Here is a 17,525-nt window from a genome sequence, read left to right on the forward strand (position 1 = left end):
TCCCCCACTACGCAATGAAACTTCTTTCAAATTTAATTACTGGGTAATCTCCTGATTAAATTTTACCTATTCATTTTGAAATAAAATGTTGTCCATCAGCATCAAAATGGTTATATCCCTTATCAAATTAAGCAACATGATTAGGTATGATTAGCAACCCATTTTTAGCATCTTTGTTATGTTAACTTACATCTAAATAGAAGATATAAGTTAACATAAGCCAACAGAATAATACCTTTTATACTTCAATTCCAAATAACTCACCCAGAATATTATCTTTTTCTTCATGTTTCTTCTCAAGTGTTTTCAATAGCTTTTCTACAAATTTGTAGTGCATAATATAAATTTGAGAATGTTCCATTAGGTCCCTCATCAACTCTACATTATCAGGTACTTTATTAAATTCAACAATAATTTCTCCAGTAAAATTATTTAAACATCCATACTTTTTAATTATATCAATTCTTCTATAATCAAAATTATGTACAGGTTTTTCAATACACGGATAAATGTTTTTATATTTCATTACAATATAGTATATAAATTGTATATAATATTTGCGGCTACCACTTTTAACTGTGGTAAACGATATACAATCTCCTAACTCTTGATAATATTCATTAACGCCCAAAATACTCCTATCTATCTGATAAGAATTGAAGTTAGTTGAAAGAAAATTAAAATGGGTTATATCTTCATTTTGTCCCTGAAGGCTATTGACTATTTCTTTCAGTTTAGGTATTAAAAATACCTTTTCGAACTTTTCTTTTTCCATTTCTACAATTAAATTTAAGACATTGTCAGTTTCAAGTGAATCAAATCGCTTTTCAATTAACCTAGAGAGTATTCCATACATTTCTTTATCTGGAAGATTCAATATAAATTTTGCTGTAAAAAATTCCTGAAAAGTCCTATGCTGAAAATTATATTTTAGCCCCTCTAGATAAAAAAGACATACAGATTCTACGATATCCGCTATAAAGTCTTCCGTCTCAAAGTTATTTATTTTTGTAATTCTTTTAGAGTAATTGATATATTTTTCTAATGTAGAATAATTAAAGGTTGTAGTTGAATCCATATAGCTTAATGCTGATAACGCATATAATATCTTAACAAACTCATCGTAACCTATATCTTTATTTGTTTTATGTTGCCTTTTGAATGATTTTGTTGCGTCATGTTTAGAATATAAAACAGTAAAAGCATTTGCATAAAATAAATGTACTTTTTCTGGAACATCAGCAAATTCTTCATAAGTTAGAAACATTAAGTTTAACAAAAGAGGATTTGAACAAAATGATTTGTGTAGGTCAAATAGATTATGCTCCAATTCGTATAAAAATTTCCCTTTAATCTCAGATGGATAATTCAATTTCTCTATTAGAGTAATTGCTTTTTCTTTATCAAGAGGGACTAAATCAAAATTAATTGAATTATTCCAACCATTAAATAAGGTATCACTCCTTCGTGAGGATAGTATAAAATGATTATCATCATACGAATCTGTTAAAGCAACAATTTCCTGTATGAGTTTTTCTCGCTTACTATCTAATACTTCATCAAAACCATCTAACAATATTAAATATCTACCGCTATTTAATGATTTTTCAAGGTAACTCATTTCTAAATCGAATTTCAAATTACTTAAAGATAAATAAATGCATTCAACTAATGAAATTTCTTTGTCATTTAACATTTTTAATTCTACAAATATGGGAATATAATTAGTATTAATAATACTGTTTATAAAGAAATGCTTAATTAAGGTAGACTTCCCGATTCCACCACTTCCATAAATTGTGACGAAATTATTTTTGTTTATTATGTTATTTACATCACTTGTATCAATAACTGTATTCTTATATTTCAAATTCATATTAATATAAAAATCATATAAGGGTACGTTTTTGTCTCTATAAAATATAGTTTTGGTATAACTATATTTCTTTGTTGCCGCGGAAAGATAATTTTCAAATGCTAACCCTGTTTTAATTTTCAACTTTTTTAATTGGTCAGCACCCATTTTTCCCAATCCTTTTGTTATTTTATCAACATTTTTTTCAACAAGGTTTACTACAATTTTATTTAAATCTACACCTATCTCCACTTATTTCCCCCTATAATTCCTCTTAGTCCTATTAAAGAGTTATATTTTCACAAACAATATTCCTTTTAGTTTCCATTCAGTGTTGAAATTGATAAGTGAAAGATTTTGCCGCAAGTTGGTTGTCAGTTACTTGATATAATAGAGAATTACCTATATAGAGAATGACACCTACAAGACAAAGATTATTAAATTTCATTTTTTGCTTTAATTTATTTTTCTCCTTGGATTTTTATATGTTAAACGGATTAAAGAAAATAATCAAATTCACTTATACGTTATTAAAGTAATTTATATAACTCTTATATAATAGTTATATTTTATTATTATACCCTTTTTGTGGAATGCAAATATTCAAATTTAAATATTAAAATCCACATAAAAGCACACGAGAAAAATATGTCATTAGACACATTTATAAGATTTTTCACACGGTATAGGATATTTAACATTTTGAGGGAGCAGAACACCCCAATCCAGCAAATAAAAGCCTAATTGATTTTTTTCCTAATTCTTATTTCAACTTTAAAAATTGCCCGATAAGTAATCCAGCTTTCCTCATAATTAAATTCATGCAAAAAAAAGTCTAAGAACTCAGCATCCCATACTACTCCTAAATTATCTAATAATACAATTGTTGAGAAATTCTTATCTCTTTTGCGTTCTATTTCTTCGAAATATTTAACCTTATCCAAAATCTTATTCATATCTCGAAATACTTGTTCACGCATTGTCTCCCGCTTCGAAGGAGAGATTGCAGTCATAGAATTTGATGAAGAAATGAAAGATATGAGATATAGCAGTTGTTAATGGTGACGGAATCGGTGAAAATGAAGATAAAATTGTATCAATTCGATGCAAGAAATGTGGAAATGAAATAGTCAGTTCAGAATTTTAATGCACAGTTCGATTCTATTGTGAAGAAGTATACTTAAGCTAAAGGTGCTTTATTAAAAAACGGACATCAAAATACAATGAGCTTGGAGATACATTTTCCAGCTCATTTTTTGTGCATTTTTAAATCAACCGTTCCCTTTAACATAGCCTATTATAATTACTAGGTACATTCTCCATTTTCACATAATTAAATTTACAAACTATTCTTTTTTATGCTTTTCTTCATCAAGTGATATCCACATCATCCCGCTCGATTGTATTTTTAATAATTTATAAAGGTAAAGCAATTTGTTGCGTCTCACATAATGAATCTATTCCTTTTTCAATTGCTTGCAATACTGAATCTTTTGCAGCTGGTGTATTTATGTTATCTTGCTTAATCATTGATTGTTTCAATTCCTCTTTATAGATGTGTGTCTGTACCAGGTCACTAGCTATTCTATCAATGTTTTAAGAAAATTCTAATAATATCCGTGATTAATATGGCAAACCCACACACAAGAACGCTCTGTGTCTCTCTTAATGTTCTCTGAGGATAACACAGTTTGCACTTCGTAACAAACAACATTGCTTAATAATCTCGATATCTTCATTAATAAAATCGATATTTTAATTAGTTATATAATAAACAAAAGACAGTGAGCCTTTTAATTGCTCACTGTCTTTCTTTTTTGTAATAAGGTTTATTACTTACTTTATTTCATATAACAGCCACATGCAGCAATGGCGTTCGGAATATCGATTGTAAAGCCTCCACCCATCATCGATTGTTTAAGAATGTTGATATATCAAAGTTTTTATTGTTTTTAGTGATTATGAATTGCATTCACGATTGTTAATGTCGTTAACTAAATTATACCCAAAGTTTTTATACCATTCATTTAAATAATATTATTATTCCTTATCTTATGTATACACAATTTCCCTATTTATGGAACACATATTTCTTTTAAACATATATCAAAAATTTTAAATCTTAAAAAACATAATTCAGAATCATTTTTCAAATTTTCACAAAAACTAATAAGTATAATTTGCTTTCCATCTACCATTGTCCCAATAAGACAATGAGTTTTACTTACAAATAGAGTTTTTAATAAGTTTTTACTAATATTTCCCTTCAAGCATTCAAATTCTATAATGTCAGGGTTTTCTTTAAATGAATGCATATACTTTTCATATGGAATTTCACATACTTCCATGGCGTTGTCTGTGTTTAAAAGAATCTCAACCCTTTTAAAATACAAATCCACAAAATAATGTTTCCATTCCGGCATTTCTATTTTCAAATTACTAACCACCTATGTTTTTTAGATGAAATAATAGCTTCCTTAAAGTTAGATAAGAGTTAGACTATACATTTTTTACCAAAAGACAAAGTACATCGTCTATTCACTGATTTCAGCAAGAATATTTAATTGCTGAATCAAAGAGTTCAAATCTATATCTAATACACTAATTATTAAACTTTCATAAGTTTTCTGTAAACTACGTAAACCCGCATGCATTATTAGCATCCCATATGTAAAACCTTTTTTCTCGTAATAATCATTAATAGCAATTATATGTTCATTATTTAAGGCAACGCTATTAAAAAATTCTAATAAATTAGTGGAATCTTCCATACTTAAATAATCGGAAATACTTTCATAATAATCTTTGAAATTAGGTAAAGATTGAATTTGAGACATTTCAATACCTACATATTCATTTCTTGCTTTAAGTTCATTCATTATTCTTGTAATATTTATTAATAATATACGAGCCGAAACTCTAACACTTTTATTTGGTATATTTATATAGTTATTGTTCACAATTACATTGGCAAGCTGTCCATTATTATTTAATTCATACATGTATTTTACATTATTTTCTATTTTCATATTAAGCAATAACGAATTAGCAACTTCATCTAAATTACCATTATAACCTTCTTCTCTTGATTTTTGCTGTTTTTTTATTTCTTCTAACCTCTCTACTGTATAAGACTTTTCATCACTATCAATGACATCGTGATGAATTGGACACATGATTATTAGATTATCAAAGCCATGTCTCTCTTCATCACTTTGTGATGAATCGTATCGAGGTCCACCTTTACTTCGTGCTTTTATGTGGCATATTTTACCTACCACTTTACCATCTTCAGTTACTAAGTTTCTGTTGCAACTTGGAAATGCACATTTATTTCTTGATAATGCAAAAAGTCTCTTTATAGTTTTTAGCCTTGGACCAGATAACGTTGACAAGTTGTTGCTCCCCCTTAAAGAAAGTCTGTATCACTTCCATTGTAAATATTATCCACATAAAATAATATATCATTATTATCCTAGTTAATACAGCCACCGTTCATTAATTGATTAACGAATTGAAGTATTCTTGGCGTGTGCCTATACCTACTATGTACTAATCCTGTTAATACAGAGACTGATAATGTGGAAAATACCCCCCTTACTTTTTCCTACTCAAAGAATAGGTCCTGAAATGTATAACGCAATAAACCAAGATTAGACAATACTATCACTTTGCTAACTCAGTGTCTTACAATTATCTTTCCTTAATCGTATCAACATCAATTTACAGTACCATTTAATACAGTTTTAATTAGATTACCGCAAACCCTCACGCTCCAACAATCGATAGAGTGTTCCAGTTCCAATTGACAAGGTCTTACATATATAGCGAACTGACTTACCTTCTTTATGCCATTCAATAGCTTGCTTTGCTTTCTCAGACTTCTTCCCATCTAATGTAACCTCAAGCTTTCGTCCTTTAAACTTACCTTCTCTCTTTGCAATCTCAATACCTTCTCGCTGCCGCTGTAATGTTAATCCACGTTCTAATTGTGCTAAGCTGCCAAATATATTAAGCAGGAATTCATTCATTGGATTATCACTTGTAGTGTCTAACCATGATTCATTGAGCGACTTGAGAGATGCTCCTTTTTCTTTGATACTCTCAACTATAGTCAGCAAGTCTTTTACTGAGCGGGATAAACGTGATATCTCATGTACTAATACAACATCACCTTCTTCTAATTCACTTAACATGCGCTGTAATTCTGGACGTTCTGTGTTTTTGCCGCTCAATTTCTCTTCATAGAACACTTTACATCCTTCTGCTTTTAATGCCTTGCGTTGACGAGCATTATTCTGTTTTTCAGATGATACTCTTATGTATGCTTTTTTACTCATTGCAACTACCTCCGTTACCAATTTATAGAATAATAATACCTATTAATTCGATAACAGTCAAACGGTAACAAAATGAATATACGAAAACCCTTGCCAGTACTGAAATTGTAAAACGACCACGAATGTTATCGTATAAGTACAGTCTAACGATAACGTTGATTATCCTTTACAGATACCCATTGCAAATTATAAAAACAATCAAAAAAGACATTCAAATGATTTGGATGCCACCTTAAACCTATTTCACTTGTGCTTATAGCACTTCTAACTATTTGACTTTCCCTTTTTGTAATGGTTTCCCTACTATGATTCTGCCCCATATTGATTACAATATAAAAATTTGAATGGACACTCACCGCTCGTCTCAACGCATGACTCTATTTTAATCATAGCTAATTGTCCGTATCTTTAGAGTCGATTTTTAAAATCCCCCTCAAGAATGCGAAAGAATTCTGTAGAGTAAGTTGACTCTCTTAGCATACATACTTAAAACTGTTAATTGAATAAGCACAAAAAGGAAACTGAATCGTTTGCTTCTTTTAGTACATCCTAGGAAAGATTCAAATCCGCGTCCAGAAACTCCAGTACTTGTATTACTACGTGCGTAGTTTGTCTACTTACGATTCGCGTAGCATTATGCCGAACCTCAAAGCGACAAGGCTTTCAAGAGTTTCTGCTCCAAATTTATTTATCGATTATCCCAACTAGGGAGTATTACATATTCACGAACTTGGCTCGGAGACCTTACTACATTACAACTAATATTTTTAAAGAACCATAGAATTATTTTAAATACTGTTTTAAAATAATGAATAAAATGTAATGAGAGGTGTTAAATTTGGGTAATCAAGAGAAAGCTAGCAAATTTTACTTAACCAATACTACTTTAGAAATAATCCTATTTACTTTAGCTGCTTTAGTTTTAAATATATTTCTAGGAAATGATATGTTTAAAAGTGCCGTAGCTACTGCAATAATTGCTATAATTCTAGAAATCATTTTAAAAGTAAAAGGAATCAATCCTTTACTAAAAAAAGCAAAAAAAGTAGAAACCCTATACGAAAATTTAGAAAAAAATGGCGTTAACAATATTTATTTCATGTATGACCGTAATTCTAAAAAAGAGCGAAATGAAAATACTCAAATTGCTATTAGTGAAGCATCCTATATGTATTTATTAGCTGAAACAGGTCGCTCATATATAGATGCTTCAACAGATAGACATTGGAAAGAAGTTAAAACACAGTTAGATAAAAGTACTTCTTTCAAAGTACTTTTAATACATCCAGAATGTGAAAATAAAATTGTACGAAATAACTTAAATAATTCTACTGGAGTGGACAGAAAATTAAATTTTGAAGATTTAAAGGTTCTTGTATCAAAGTATGAAACTTTAGAAATTCGATTTACTGACCAAGTTTACAATACACTTTTCTTTACGAACGATTATATGATATACGACCCTTATCATTTAGGGAAAACTTCTGAACGTTTAGAAAACAATTTTGTAGCAATTGAATTCGATAGTGCTAGTAGTAACTATAAAACAATGAAAAGTCATTTTGATTACTGTTGGAATAATAGCAAATCGATTGAAGATGTAGAAGCAGATTTAGGAGGTGTTTAGTTGAAAAGACTAATCCTTACATACAATCAAAGTTGTAATTTAAACTGTAAATTCTGTTATATAAATTTTCATCATAAAAAAATTGAAGATAAAACTATACCAATAGTAGAACAAGCAATTCAATTAGGATTCGACATCATTACATTTGGTGGTGGAGATTCATTTAGTAAAAGGGATTTTCGTGAAGCATGTAAAATCGCACATCAAAATCATCTTATTACTCATGTTGATACTAATACGTTAAGTATTAATGAATCTGACTTTAAATTCATTGAAGAAAATATTGATTTGTTAGGTGTTTCAATAGATGCTATTGGCGATGATTATAATCTATTTAGAGATTCTCGCCGCCTTTTTCAAAAACTTAATCATACATTACAGCAATTAGAAAAGTACAATATCGACATTAAAGTTAATACTATATTAACTGCACAGAATATAAATTCTATACCTGATATTTTTGAATATATAACCACTCTTAAAAATATAAAACGTTGGAGTATATACCAATTTTTCCCTTTGTCTTCCGCAAAGAAATTCGAAGATATATACAGAATATCAGATAGTGATTTTGAACAAACCTTAAAATTTTTAAATACATCAAAAACAGATTTAATTATAGAAAAAAATAGATATGCCAATAGAGTGGATGGTTATATATTTTGTGATGAGGAAGGAAACTTATACACAAACAATATTAATGGCAAATACCTTCCTTTAGGGTCTATTTTTAATGAAGAAGATACAAAAAATGTGCTTTCAAAAGATACTTTGATTAATCCTAAAATAAAACAGCGTTATAAATAATTATAAACCTTATCACATCGGTAATTTTTCTTACTATATTTATCTGATGAATCAAAGTTAGCATATTGTAAAATTAGAATAAAAGACTTTATTTACATGTTGTAAATTAATTAGAACAATAACTTCAGATTTACAACATGGTAATGCTTATCGGTTGTAAACTTAAGGCACGCTCTAGATTTGCATATAGCTTACCGAAAACAACATGATAAAGCAGAGATATCTATTCCATTGATATCTCTCTAATAGGATCGCTATCGGTTACCATTGTCGAACTGCATCAGTTTATTACTATATGTTTTATCGCTTTATTACACTAAATCATATCAATTACTTGAGTCGTGTCGGAAAATTAACGAATGTTTGTTTGTGGATGAGTGTGGTTTCTGTATCATTACAACAACTAACTCAGAACTCCTCTACAGGGTTTCATATAGTCCATAAATTTAGTCCTAGACTAACCGAATATAAAGAAGGAGAGTGAAAGTAGAGTAGACCTCTTAAAAAAATACCACTACTAGCCATTCTGAGCGTCTATGAGTGTGTGTGCTTTATACCACTGCCGTTAGCACAATACAAAAAAGCATTCCTGTCTTATTACAGAAACGCACCTATTTGTTTAAGTAAAATAATTCTCAAGCCTTTAAATATTTTTGTCAATTTGAGAAAAGAAAACATAAAAAGAAAGACAGTATCTAATAATATCTATTTCCCTTTTTCAATTCATACCTTACAATAATAGGTGGAAATATAAGCCAAAATAAAGGGCGGGAATAGGAAATGACACTCTTTTGGATTATGCTTGGATTAGCGGGTATCTTTTTAGTTCTGTATCTCATTACATCTGCCATTGGTAATGGATTAATGCATGCTCAAGGATATAGTAGTCAAGTGCTATCTATGACACACATTGCTGGTATCCCTAATCTCCAAGAAGGAATCAATGCCCATATCGGAACAAAAAATGACCATCTTTTAATTAACAACACCCACCGTCTTTCATTAGAACAAGTTAAAAGGGTTCAACATTTATCTGAATTCCAACTAGTTGATAAACAAAAGTCAGTCATCAAAAGAGCCGTTGTGGGTGGACTTTTATTAGGTCCGCTTGCTGCTGTTGTAGGTGGAATATCTGGTATTGGCACTAAACAAACAGAAGAGATTCAAAACTTTTTATCAATTGATTTTATCAATAAAGCTGGTGAGGAGCATACTGCTGTGTTTCTTTTAAGTAAAATCAGCATGGAAGACATCAGAAGATTTGTTAAGGATGTAAACGAAAAGATTGGGTATAAGGACATAGTAGAGGTCCCTACCGTAAATAATCCTTATGATATCTAATGAATATTAAGATTCATAAAAACCTGTAAAAATGATTTTGTATTTTTTACAGGTTTTTATATGAGTCCGTAGCTATAAATTCATTACTTCACAAACGATAGAGCCTTTTGTAACAAACAATAAAATCACAGTTTTATTAGTTTGTGTAAAGATATCATGAATTCCGCCTTTGTTATTTGACAAGTTACACCCTTTTATAGATACTCTTTTCGGACTTCATCAATTTATTACTATATGTTTAATAACTCGACCACACTAATAGATAGCTGTTAATTGTTTCGTGTCGAAAACTGACCGATTGCTTATTATGAAAGAGAGTAGCTTCTGCATCACCAGACACTAACAAGGGTTATACCTCAGATTCAATCCTAATTCACTTAACTAAAGACCTCTTAATTAACACTACGAACCTTTATGAACGTCTTTGACTTTGTGCCTAAACGACTCACTAAACTCGTAAAATGACTCATTCTGGAGTTTAATTTGTAAAAGACAAAATAAGAACTTGGAAACTCCATTATTTACGGTTATAAATTAAAGAATGCTATAACAAGCTAAATTGCATTGTTTTGGTTAACTAAATAACCTCTACTCCTTTACTACACCCCCTTAACAAATATGTTAATTTGTGGTAGTTTTACTTTAAAGTAAAACTGTTATTTGATTTGATTTCATTTTTAATTAAAGGAATGAGTTATATGGAAATGCATGAATTACCAAACAGAAGATTTTATTATTCTATTCTATCTATGAGCTTCGAAATGAACCAAAATATTAGAGGGCGAGCACTTTACTCTGGACTGTATACGTGTATATATTCTTATTATGAAGAATCATTAGCTTTATTAAGAGCAACAATAAAATTGTATAGTACAATTACCGAACAAGAACAGAATTATGAAGACAGTTATTCCGATTCAAGTTCTAGAATATATACATCGTTTGAGTCTGAAGAAGATGAAGAAACTGCAGAATCATATAGAGTTGCAGCTTTCAGACTTTTAGAACATAAGAAGGTTTATTACGATGATTTAGAATTAGAAAAGAACTTATTTTCATTAGGAACAATCGTTCAATTTCTAAGTTTATTTGAGTCAACTTTGCATTCTCTTTACAAAAAATTAATAGAAATTGATACTCACCTTCCAAAGGTTGAAGTTGTTTGTAAACGTGATAAAGGAATAGTAAAATATCTAAAGTATTTTGAAAAGACACTGATTACAAACTCGATTCCTGTATTAGTCGGAACTTCTGATTTTCAAAAAATACATCATTGGATTGATTTTAGAAATAATATTGTTCATAATAACAACGAATCAACAGAAAAGTTAATTGGCGTAATTAATCAACGAAATCTTAACATAACCTCATATAGAGATAAACTTATCTTTAATGAAAGTAATATTAGGGATTTAGCTGATATTTGTGGTATAACTCTCGATAGTTTGATAGAAGGAGTATTTAGACCATTCTTTATCCAGACTGGTGCTATAGTTGTTTGATGAACACTGTACCATGCTGGGCTTGTAGTTCTGACTCAAGTGATGATTATTACTTCATGTCCAATTTATCACTCCAATAAAATGAAGGGAGTCTCAATTAAGAGACTCCTCTTTCATCAGATACTCCAGCCGCTCCACCTTTAAATTTTTTTCTATCAGTCTTGTAATGGAACTCTGCATTGGGTAGTGCCCATACAGCAGTTTGTTCTTTATGCACCCATCTTGTGTAGTAGTTCTTTGTCACTGAATTATTGATTTGGAAATGTACACAGTACAGGATTTCCTCTTCAAACATCGCTTTAAGATATTCTATAACAGACTTTCTGTTTATTCCTGTATCTTTTACAATTGTATCAATTTTAATAAAAGAAATTGGAACGTTGCTTACACCATAAAATAGAAAACCTATGATATTAAGATAAGTTGCAAATATCTTTGGTTTATAATCGCTTTTCATTCCAACAATCTTTTGAATATCTTTGTAAAACACCTTAGCAAAATTATATTCTTCGTCCTTACCTGTTGGTTTGAAAAAGTAATTATTTGAAGGTTTTAAGTCATTTACCATACAATCCATTGCTATATCTTTGTAAATCCCTATGTGTCCCATCTCTTGCAATCTGAGTAGGGATTCTTTTGTTCTTTCCTTTGTTGTACTTTGTTCCGTACTCATACCAATGAATCTCATCATATGATTAACTCCAGTATAAGCTGCTTTTTGAAAGTTATTCGCCAACGTTTTAATGATTGTTAAATGATAAACATCTAATACACCATTCTTGCCTAGACTCTTAGTTTCTATGAGTGATTTGGAAATCTTGATAAAAGATTCTTTATCTTCTTCTTGTTTCGAATTTGATTTTGTTTCTGTACTCACTATTATCATGCTCCTTCTAATTTTGTTTTTTAATCTTCCCACCATTAAAGGCGTTTCAGAGAGGCTTGTTTGAGGGGTGCAAAAGGAGGCTTTGCCGACTTGCGCCCCTACATTTCTATCTATTATAGTATCTTTTATCTATTTATCTTCTATCTATTCCCCCTCTGAAATCATCCAATTCCTCTGAGAAATACTGATGTTTCTAAGGATAGGGGGTAACCTGTTTTTTAGGTGTTGTTTAAATACTAGACACCTTATTTTCAGGTGCGGTTTAGAACAATCATCCAAAACCCCACCTGCTTTTTACCGAAAATTATATATTCTGAGCCCTATTTCGGTTTCAATATTTCTCGTGCACGTACTTTTCCGCAATATTTTGAAAGATTCCCATCCTTATTTGCCAAGGCTTCTTCAATTCTTTTGGTTGCTATTTGTCCGCTATAGTAATAAAAGAGGTGTTTTTTTATCTCTTCATATGACCATTCACGTTGGCTATATTGAACAATTTCACCCATTTGGCTTTGGATACCTCTAATTGAATCCCGTGGGTTGTGTGTCTTATTAAACCAAGGACACAATTTGCCTATAACCCTAGCCTCCTCACTTTCTATGAGTTCTTTCGGTATTTCCACAAATACCACCGATAATTCTAAACCTAGCCCTATTCTCTCTTGAAGTCCTTCAGTAACATATTGTTTTGCATTCTTGCCTTTAAGATATCCATTAACAAATCTATGCCTAAAGCACTCAGCTTTACCAACGTACCAAAAATGTCTATGAGTATGGAAAATGTAAAGTCCACTTACTCCTTTTAAACTTTCAATCATGTTTGGTACTTCATTAAACTTTACCTCTGTTTTCTTATACATCATGTTCTCCTACGTTTTAAGCCAGCACGGCTATTATTTTTCTATAGCCGTTCCTAGACAACGCAAAAAGGAGCGAACTACATGCAGTCCCCCCTTTAGAAAACACACTTATCCCTGTCGATTATAGGCATGAATTAGCCTTTTTTCCTATGAATACTTCATAGGATTACAGAATATATAAGTGTGCCTCCTAATGAGGCGGTTGCATGTAGTTCAACTCCTTCATAGTTTATTTGATTAATGCTCTATGTATTTTCAATATTATTTATATCCAATATTATAACACATTTCATTTCGTAATTAAATAGTTTTTATTCGAATTACATTTATTAACCATATTTCGAAAAGGATACTCTATTCACGGGTATCCTTGATTTTCACTACCTGTTTTACCTTCTTATCTTCCACTAGTAGGGATGCAATCTAGACAAAAAATAGGAGTGTATCGAGATTTGTATTATTAATACTGCGAATTATTGTTTTCTATTGGCAACAAAACATCAAAATATCGGTCTCGTGTCGAATACTTTTCACACCTTGTTAGTGTGTATTAAGGTGCTAACAGTCTTTCATGGTATAAGATGTTAGAAAGTAACACTCTAGCTCTCCAAAGCAGAAAAATTATATTTAATTAATCAAAAACATAGACATATGCCCTATCTTGCTCAATACTTACCTTAAAGTTATCATCAACATTTTCAGCTTTGTATCTTATGTAATTGATGTCCAATTCACTTAAAACAAATTCAGCAAATTCATCTTTATAGTTCCTAGCCCCATCCACTTTACGGTTCATTACTCGAGATACACTTCCAGTAATCAAATCAGCCACCTGAACGAGGAAAAAAGAACTTGATGGAAGGGAATTAAAATCAGAAAGTTTCAAGCTATCTTCAAAGTAAATCTTGAATCTCTCCATTAGTAGTTGCCTTAACTCTGTCATTCTCAGTTTATCTGTTCCTTCATCTTCGTCCTTATAATAGTATACATCTCTAGGTAAACCCATTCTTCCTGTACTAGTTTCATGCTCAATTCCTAAATGAATGATTTGATAATACAGTGAGAAGATAATCTCATCCAAACTCTTCTCCCTAATTTTACTCTTGTTAGCGGCTACCACTTTGAAACTAAATACATCTGATTGAGAAAGTACTTCATTAAAGAATTCTTTATATATATCAAGTTGCATTTTCTTCATCTCTGTGAAATGGAATTCCTTTGGTATTCGAATTCCGTCCTCTACCTTAGCCCTTACCCATTCTTTTAAGTGAGAGTTAAGTTTTCTTGCTCGTGTTGTATCAGGTATCCAAAGACTTCCTACAATAGCAAATGATTCACTGCCAGTTTTTCCACTTTCATCAGCATATACATAAAGCGATGGAACTGCAGGTTTTGTTGCAAGTGCTTTTTCCTTTTCAATCTCTTCCTTATCTTGTCTATATCTTTTTATCTTCTCAGATGTTGGGAGGTAAAGTTTATACTCGTTTACAATCTTTGCTCTTGCTCTTGCAATAGATGTTAACCTCTCAAGTTCATACATTTTCTCAGGATGAACTATATCACCCTGTTTGTATCCTTGAAACTCTTCCCAATATTTTAATTGTAGGGTAATATCAGAGTTCCTTGTTTCAGGATAAAGGTTCAGTACATATGCCACTTTCGATAACTTGGTATCTAAATCACCACTTTGAACTTTAATTTGTAACAATTTCCTATCATTATGTCGTTTAAGTTCTCTTTTAAGAATTTTCGCCTCTTCTTCATTTTCAGTTCCTTCTACATTTATAATTCCATTTTGCTCCTCCAATATTAATCCCTCCAATGCACCTCTTTTGAAACTATTTTACCATATTCTTCCGAAAACTTAATGTATTTGTTACTTAATTACTCTTTTCGGCTATCAGAATTTCAAGAACCACACTATTAAATTAGTAAAACCTTCCCAAATACCTTCTAGTATTGCTATACGGGGTACACCATTGCGCAAGATTGCAAAATGAATAATGTTGAAGGGTGTAGCGTTACACTACACCCTTCAACATTATTACTATAGATAATTACTAGAATTTACACTTACCCTCTTCTTTCTCTATTCATTCTAGGGATACTTGAATAACTTGTTAAAATACTATGTTGTTCAAACTTCCTTTAAGCCCTTTGCAAGTTTACATAATTTAAAGTAACATCTAATGTTGCAATGACCTAGCAAGCCGTTGAAGCTTAAAAGCGTCACCTCCGCTAGTTATAAAGTGTTTTGCAAACTCTCCCCATCTATTAAATATCGTGTCTGTTTCGAGTTAACAAATTTTCTATAAATTCCAATTTGTCTTATCTACCACTAACCTTTCTATCTCCTGCACTTTTAAAAACTTTCTTTCTAAATAAACTGATGAGTTATGGTAAATTAATCTTGAGATTTTTTTAATTTCAGGACCCGAACCTGTCATTAATCTAAAACTTTTACCACCCTTTCTTTGGTACATACTTACTTTAATTTGGTGCCTTTCAAAGTAATCAATGAATTGTTCTAAAATCTCTTTTGAATTTCCAACTATCTCAAAAGAATATCTAAATCTATTAAGGTCTTCTTTTCTGCGTGTATATGAAAAAGAACCATCTCCGTCTATGTAACCCCTGAGAAAGTGACGTATTAAGTCTTCTCTTATAAAAGGCATTGCAAGATTATTGGTCTTATTCAATATAATATTTAGCTTAACAAGGTCTTCGTATAATATTTGTGAATTTAATACAAACCTTGCTATTCGACACTTGCCAAACCCCCGGTTAGAAGAATCGTTTTCAAATTCATATATTTGGGTACTGTGAGCCTCAATGTGTTTTCTAAACAACTCTAAATGAGCTCTATCAGTATATTTAAGATTAATTTGCAGTCTATAAGAATTCCATTTACTTGTTTTAGTAACAGAACCATCAGCAGCTATAAATCCAAGCCAATAAGCTTTTCTTTCATTATCGATATCTGCGAAGAAATGCTCATTAAAGAAATGTTTTCTCATTCCTCGAACTCTTCATTAATCTTATTTTTGCCACTACTTTTATCTGAATTTAAAATTTTCTTTAGCTTTTTTCTTTTTCTTATCATTTTCCAGTAATTACTAACTCGTATATAATTGCATCTGTTAATATTTATAATAATGTCTGAATAAACAGTTATCCTTTTATCATATATCTCGTAAATTCTTAAATCACCAACTACCTCAACCATCTCAGCAAGCCAAATTATCTTGTTCAACTTCATTTGTGCTTCATATAAAGTTGCTGATTGTTTTTCATATATCTGTCTGTACTCACTTAATACAGATAGCTTCATGTAATATTCAGGATAATTCGGTACTGCACTATAGAATGAACGATTTATTGAGGAAACATTACTTGATGGCTGAAAGTTATCTGCATAACATATTTTATGAGCAACATTTAATTTTCGAGGTATTAATTGTGTAATGATTTGTAACTTTTCCAGAATGTCTATTGAGTTATTTGTAATTGTCTTATTTTGTTTTTTGCCGCTAACATGCTTTAACTGAATCATGATATTCTCTGCATCAAAAAACACTAAACCTTTTTTCATACCGTAATAGTTAAGAAAGGAAAGTAACTCATTAAAAGCCATTGCTTCTGCCACACTGCTTTTTGTTTCATTTACTAGAATCCTTTTTCTAATTATGCTCTTATCTTCAAACACGATGAAAAATGCCAGAGAAGCTTTATTGTTTTTCACCGAAGCATCTGTGTAAGCTATAAACATAATTCACCTCCAATAAATGATTAATAAGGAATAATATTCCTTGCATAATTATTATCCTACTATCTATTATATTTCATTGCAAGTTAATTTTTTTGATTAGAGTGAATATTCCACCTTAAACAAAACCATTGCAATAACAATGATTTTTATTACTTTTTAATATTTCCTCTTATCAAACACTCTTAAAAGCCCCTTAAACAAAATTATTGCAATATATTTAGCAGTATTAATTTTATTTATATTTTTTCAATGTTAATTTAACTCAGCCTTCGTCTCGTGTCGGTTATTTTTCAAGCTGTATTGCAAGTGTTGACCTACTATGAACTCACTTAATACACACAGATTGTCATATTTGATAATATATCCTCAATCCTTTTCCGTTTTACAATAAAGTCACCATCACTTAAGTCTCTTTTACTGTTGTAACTATATTCATAAAAGGCTGTCGTTTTATGATTATAATCAACCATAGTGATAGACGCTAACTCGAAAGTCCCTAAAAATCTATCTCCTGACTTTATAAAGTCGGGAATTTTTA

14 protein-coding genes are annotated in these 17,525 nt (G+C 30.6%); 4 read left to right on the plus strand and 10 right to left on the minus strand.

The features are described 5' to 3' along the window. Positions 1-238: 238 nt before the first annotated feature. From ACQKIC_RS16135 to ACQKIC_RS16155, 5 genes are all read right to left on the minus strand, one after another. On the minus strand, positions 239-2,107 hold the full coding sequence (locus ACQKIC_RS16135; protein ID WP_402991077.1) for an NACHT domain-containing protein: 1,869 nt from the start codon (positions 2,105-2,107) through the stop codon (positions 239-241). A gap of 488 nt (positions 2,108-2,595) precedes the next feature. Next, positions 2,596-2,835, minus strand: coding sequence for a hypothetical protein (locus tag ACQKIC_RS16140; RefSeq protein ID WP_427591993.1), 240 nt, complete (start codon positions 2,833-2,835; stop codon positions 2,596-2,598). A gap of 1,095 nt (positions 2,836-3,930) precedes the next feature. After that, positions 3,931-4,290, minus strand: coding sequence for a hypothetical protein (locus ACQKIC_RS16145; protein WP_427591992.1), 360 nt, complete (start codon positions 4,288-4,290; stop codon positions 3,931-3,933). Positions 4,291-4,389: 99 nt separating this feature from the next. Continuing rightward, positions 4,390-5,250: a hypothetical protein gene (locus ACQKIC_RS16150; protein ID WP_427591991.1), complete on the minus strand. Its 861-nt coding sequence runs from the start codon at positions 5,248-5,250 to the stop codon at positions 4,390-4,392. Positions 5,251-5,610: 360 nt separating this feature from the next. After that, the gene (locus tag ACQKIC_RS16155) at positions 5,611-6,195 is read right to left on the minus strand and encodes a recombinase family protein (RefSeq protein WP_427591990.1); all 585 of its coding nucleotides are present in this window, start codon (positions 6,193-6,195) and stop codon (positions 5,611-5,613) included. 838 nt (positions 6,196-7,033) lie between these two features. Between ACQKIC_RS16155 and ACQKIC_RS16160 the strand changes: the two genes are divergently transcribed. From ACQKIC_RS16160 to ACQKIC_RS16175, 4 genes are all read left to right on the plus strand, one after another. Next, positions 7,034-7,822: a hypothetical protein gene (locus tag ACQKIC_RS16160; protein ID WP_427591989.1), complete on the plus strand. Its 789-nt coding sequence runs from the start codon at positions 7,034-7,036 to the stop codon at positions 7,820-7,822. Continuing rightward, on the plus strand, positions 7,823-8,629 hold the full coding sequence (locus tag ACQKIC_RS16165) for a radical SAM protein (RefSeq protein ID WP_427591988.1): 807 nt from the start codon (positions 7,823-7,825) through the stop codon (positions 8,627-8,629). Between the two features lie 780 nt (positions 8,630-9,409). Continuing rightward, the gene (locus ACQKIC_RS16170; RefSeq protein ID WP_427591987.1) at positions 9,410-9,970 is read left to right on the plus strand and encodes a hypothetical protein; all 561 of its coding nucleotides are present in this window, start codon (positions 9,410-9,412) and stop codon (positions 9,968-9,970) included. Positions 9,971-10,668: 698 nt separating this feature from the next. Then, positions 10,669-11,472, plus strand: a complete 804-nt coding sequence (locus ACQKIC_RS16175) for a hypothetical protein (protein WP_402991042.1) — start codon at positions 10,669-10,671, stop codon at positions 11,470-11,472. Between the two features lie 97 nt (positions 11,473-11,569). Here the strand turns inward: ACQKIC_RS16175 and ACQKIC_RS16180 are convergent, their stop codons facing one another. From ACQKIC_RS16180 to ACQKIC_RS16200, 5 genes are all read right to left on the minus strand, one after another. Next, a complete protein-coding gene (locus ACQKIC_RS16180; RefSeq protein WP_402991039.1) occupies positions 11,570-12,349 on the minus strand; it encodes a hypothetical protein in 780 nt (259 codons plus the stop codon). Between the two features lie 329 nt (positions 12,350-12,678). Further along, positions 12,679-13,218: a hypothetical protein gene (locus tag ACQKIC_RS16185; protein ID WP_427591986.1), complete on the minus strand. Its 540-nt coding sequence runs from the start codon at positions 13,216-13,218 to the stop codon at positions 12,679-12,681. A gap of 631 nt (positions 13,219-13,849) precedes the next feature. Beyond that, complete coding sequence (locus ACQKIC_RS16190; RefSeq protein ID WP_427591985.1) at positions 13,850-15,025, minus strand: DUF3800 domain-containing protein; 1,176 nt, start codon at positions 15,023-15,025, stop codon at positions 13,850-13,852. A gap of 502 nt (positions 15,026-15,527) precedes the next feature. Further along, entirely contained in the window at positions 15,528-16,235 is a 708-nt protein-coding gene (locus ACQKIC_RS16195; RefSeq protein WP_402991030.1) for an LAGLIDADG family homing endonuclease, read from the minus strand. Beyond that, complete coding sequence (locus ACQKIC_RS16200; RefSeq protein WP_402991027.1) at positions 16,232-16,987, minus strand: hypothetical protein; 756 nt, start codon at positions 16,985-16,987, stop codon at positions 16,232-16,234. Before ACQKIC_RS16200 ends, ACQKIC_RS16195 begins: the two co-directional genes overlap by 4 nt. Positions 16,988-17,525: the final 538 nt, after the last annotated feature.

This window comes from Peribacillus sp. NPDC046944 (assembly GCF_050272735.1).
In the GTDB taxonomy this organism is placed as follows: Bacteria; Bacillota; Bacilli; order Bacillales; family DSM-1321; genus Peribacillus.

Excerpts from the sequence above, each read along its gene's own strand:
- ACQKIC_RS16170 (WP_427591987.1), top strand. The coding sequence starts at position 9,410 with ATGACACTCTTTTGGATTATGCTTGGATTAGCGGGTATCTTTTTAGTT.
- ACQKIC_RS16185 (WP_427591986.1), bottom strand. The coding sequence starts at position 13,218 with ATGTATAAGAAAACAGAGGTAAAGTTTAATGAAGTACCAAACATGATT.
- ACQKIC_RS16200 (WP_402991027.1), bottom strand. The coding sequence starts at position 16,987 with ATGTTTATAGCTTACACAGATGCTTCGGTGAAAAACAATAAAGCTTCT.
- ACQKIC_RS16195 (WP_402991030.1), bottom strand. The coding sequence starts at position 16,235 with ATGAGAAAACATTTCTTTAATGAGCATTTCTTCGCAGATATCGATAAT.
- ACQKIC_RS16155 (WP_427591990.1), bottom strand. The coding sequence starts at position 6,195 with ATGAGTAAAAAAGCATACATAAGAGTATCATCTGAAAAACAGAATAAT.
- ACQKIC_RS16140 (WP_427591993.1), bottom strand. The coding sequence starts at position 2,835 with ATGCGTGAACAAGTATTTCGAGATATGAATAAGATTTTGGATAAGGTT.
- ACQKIC_RS16175 (WP_402991042.1), top strand. The coding sequence starts at position 10,669 with ATGGAAATGCATGAATTACCAAACAGAAGATTTTATTATTCTATTCTA.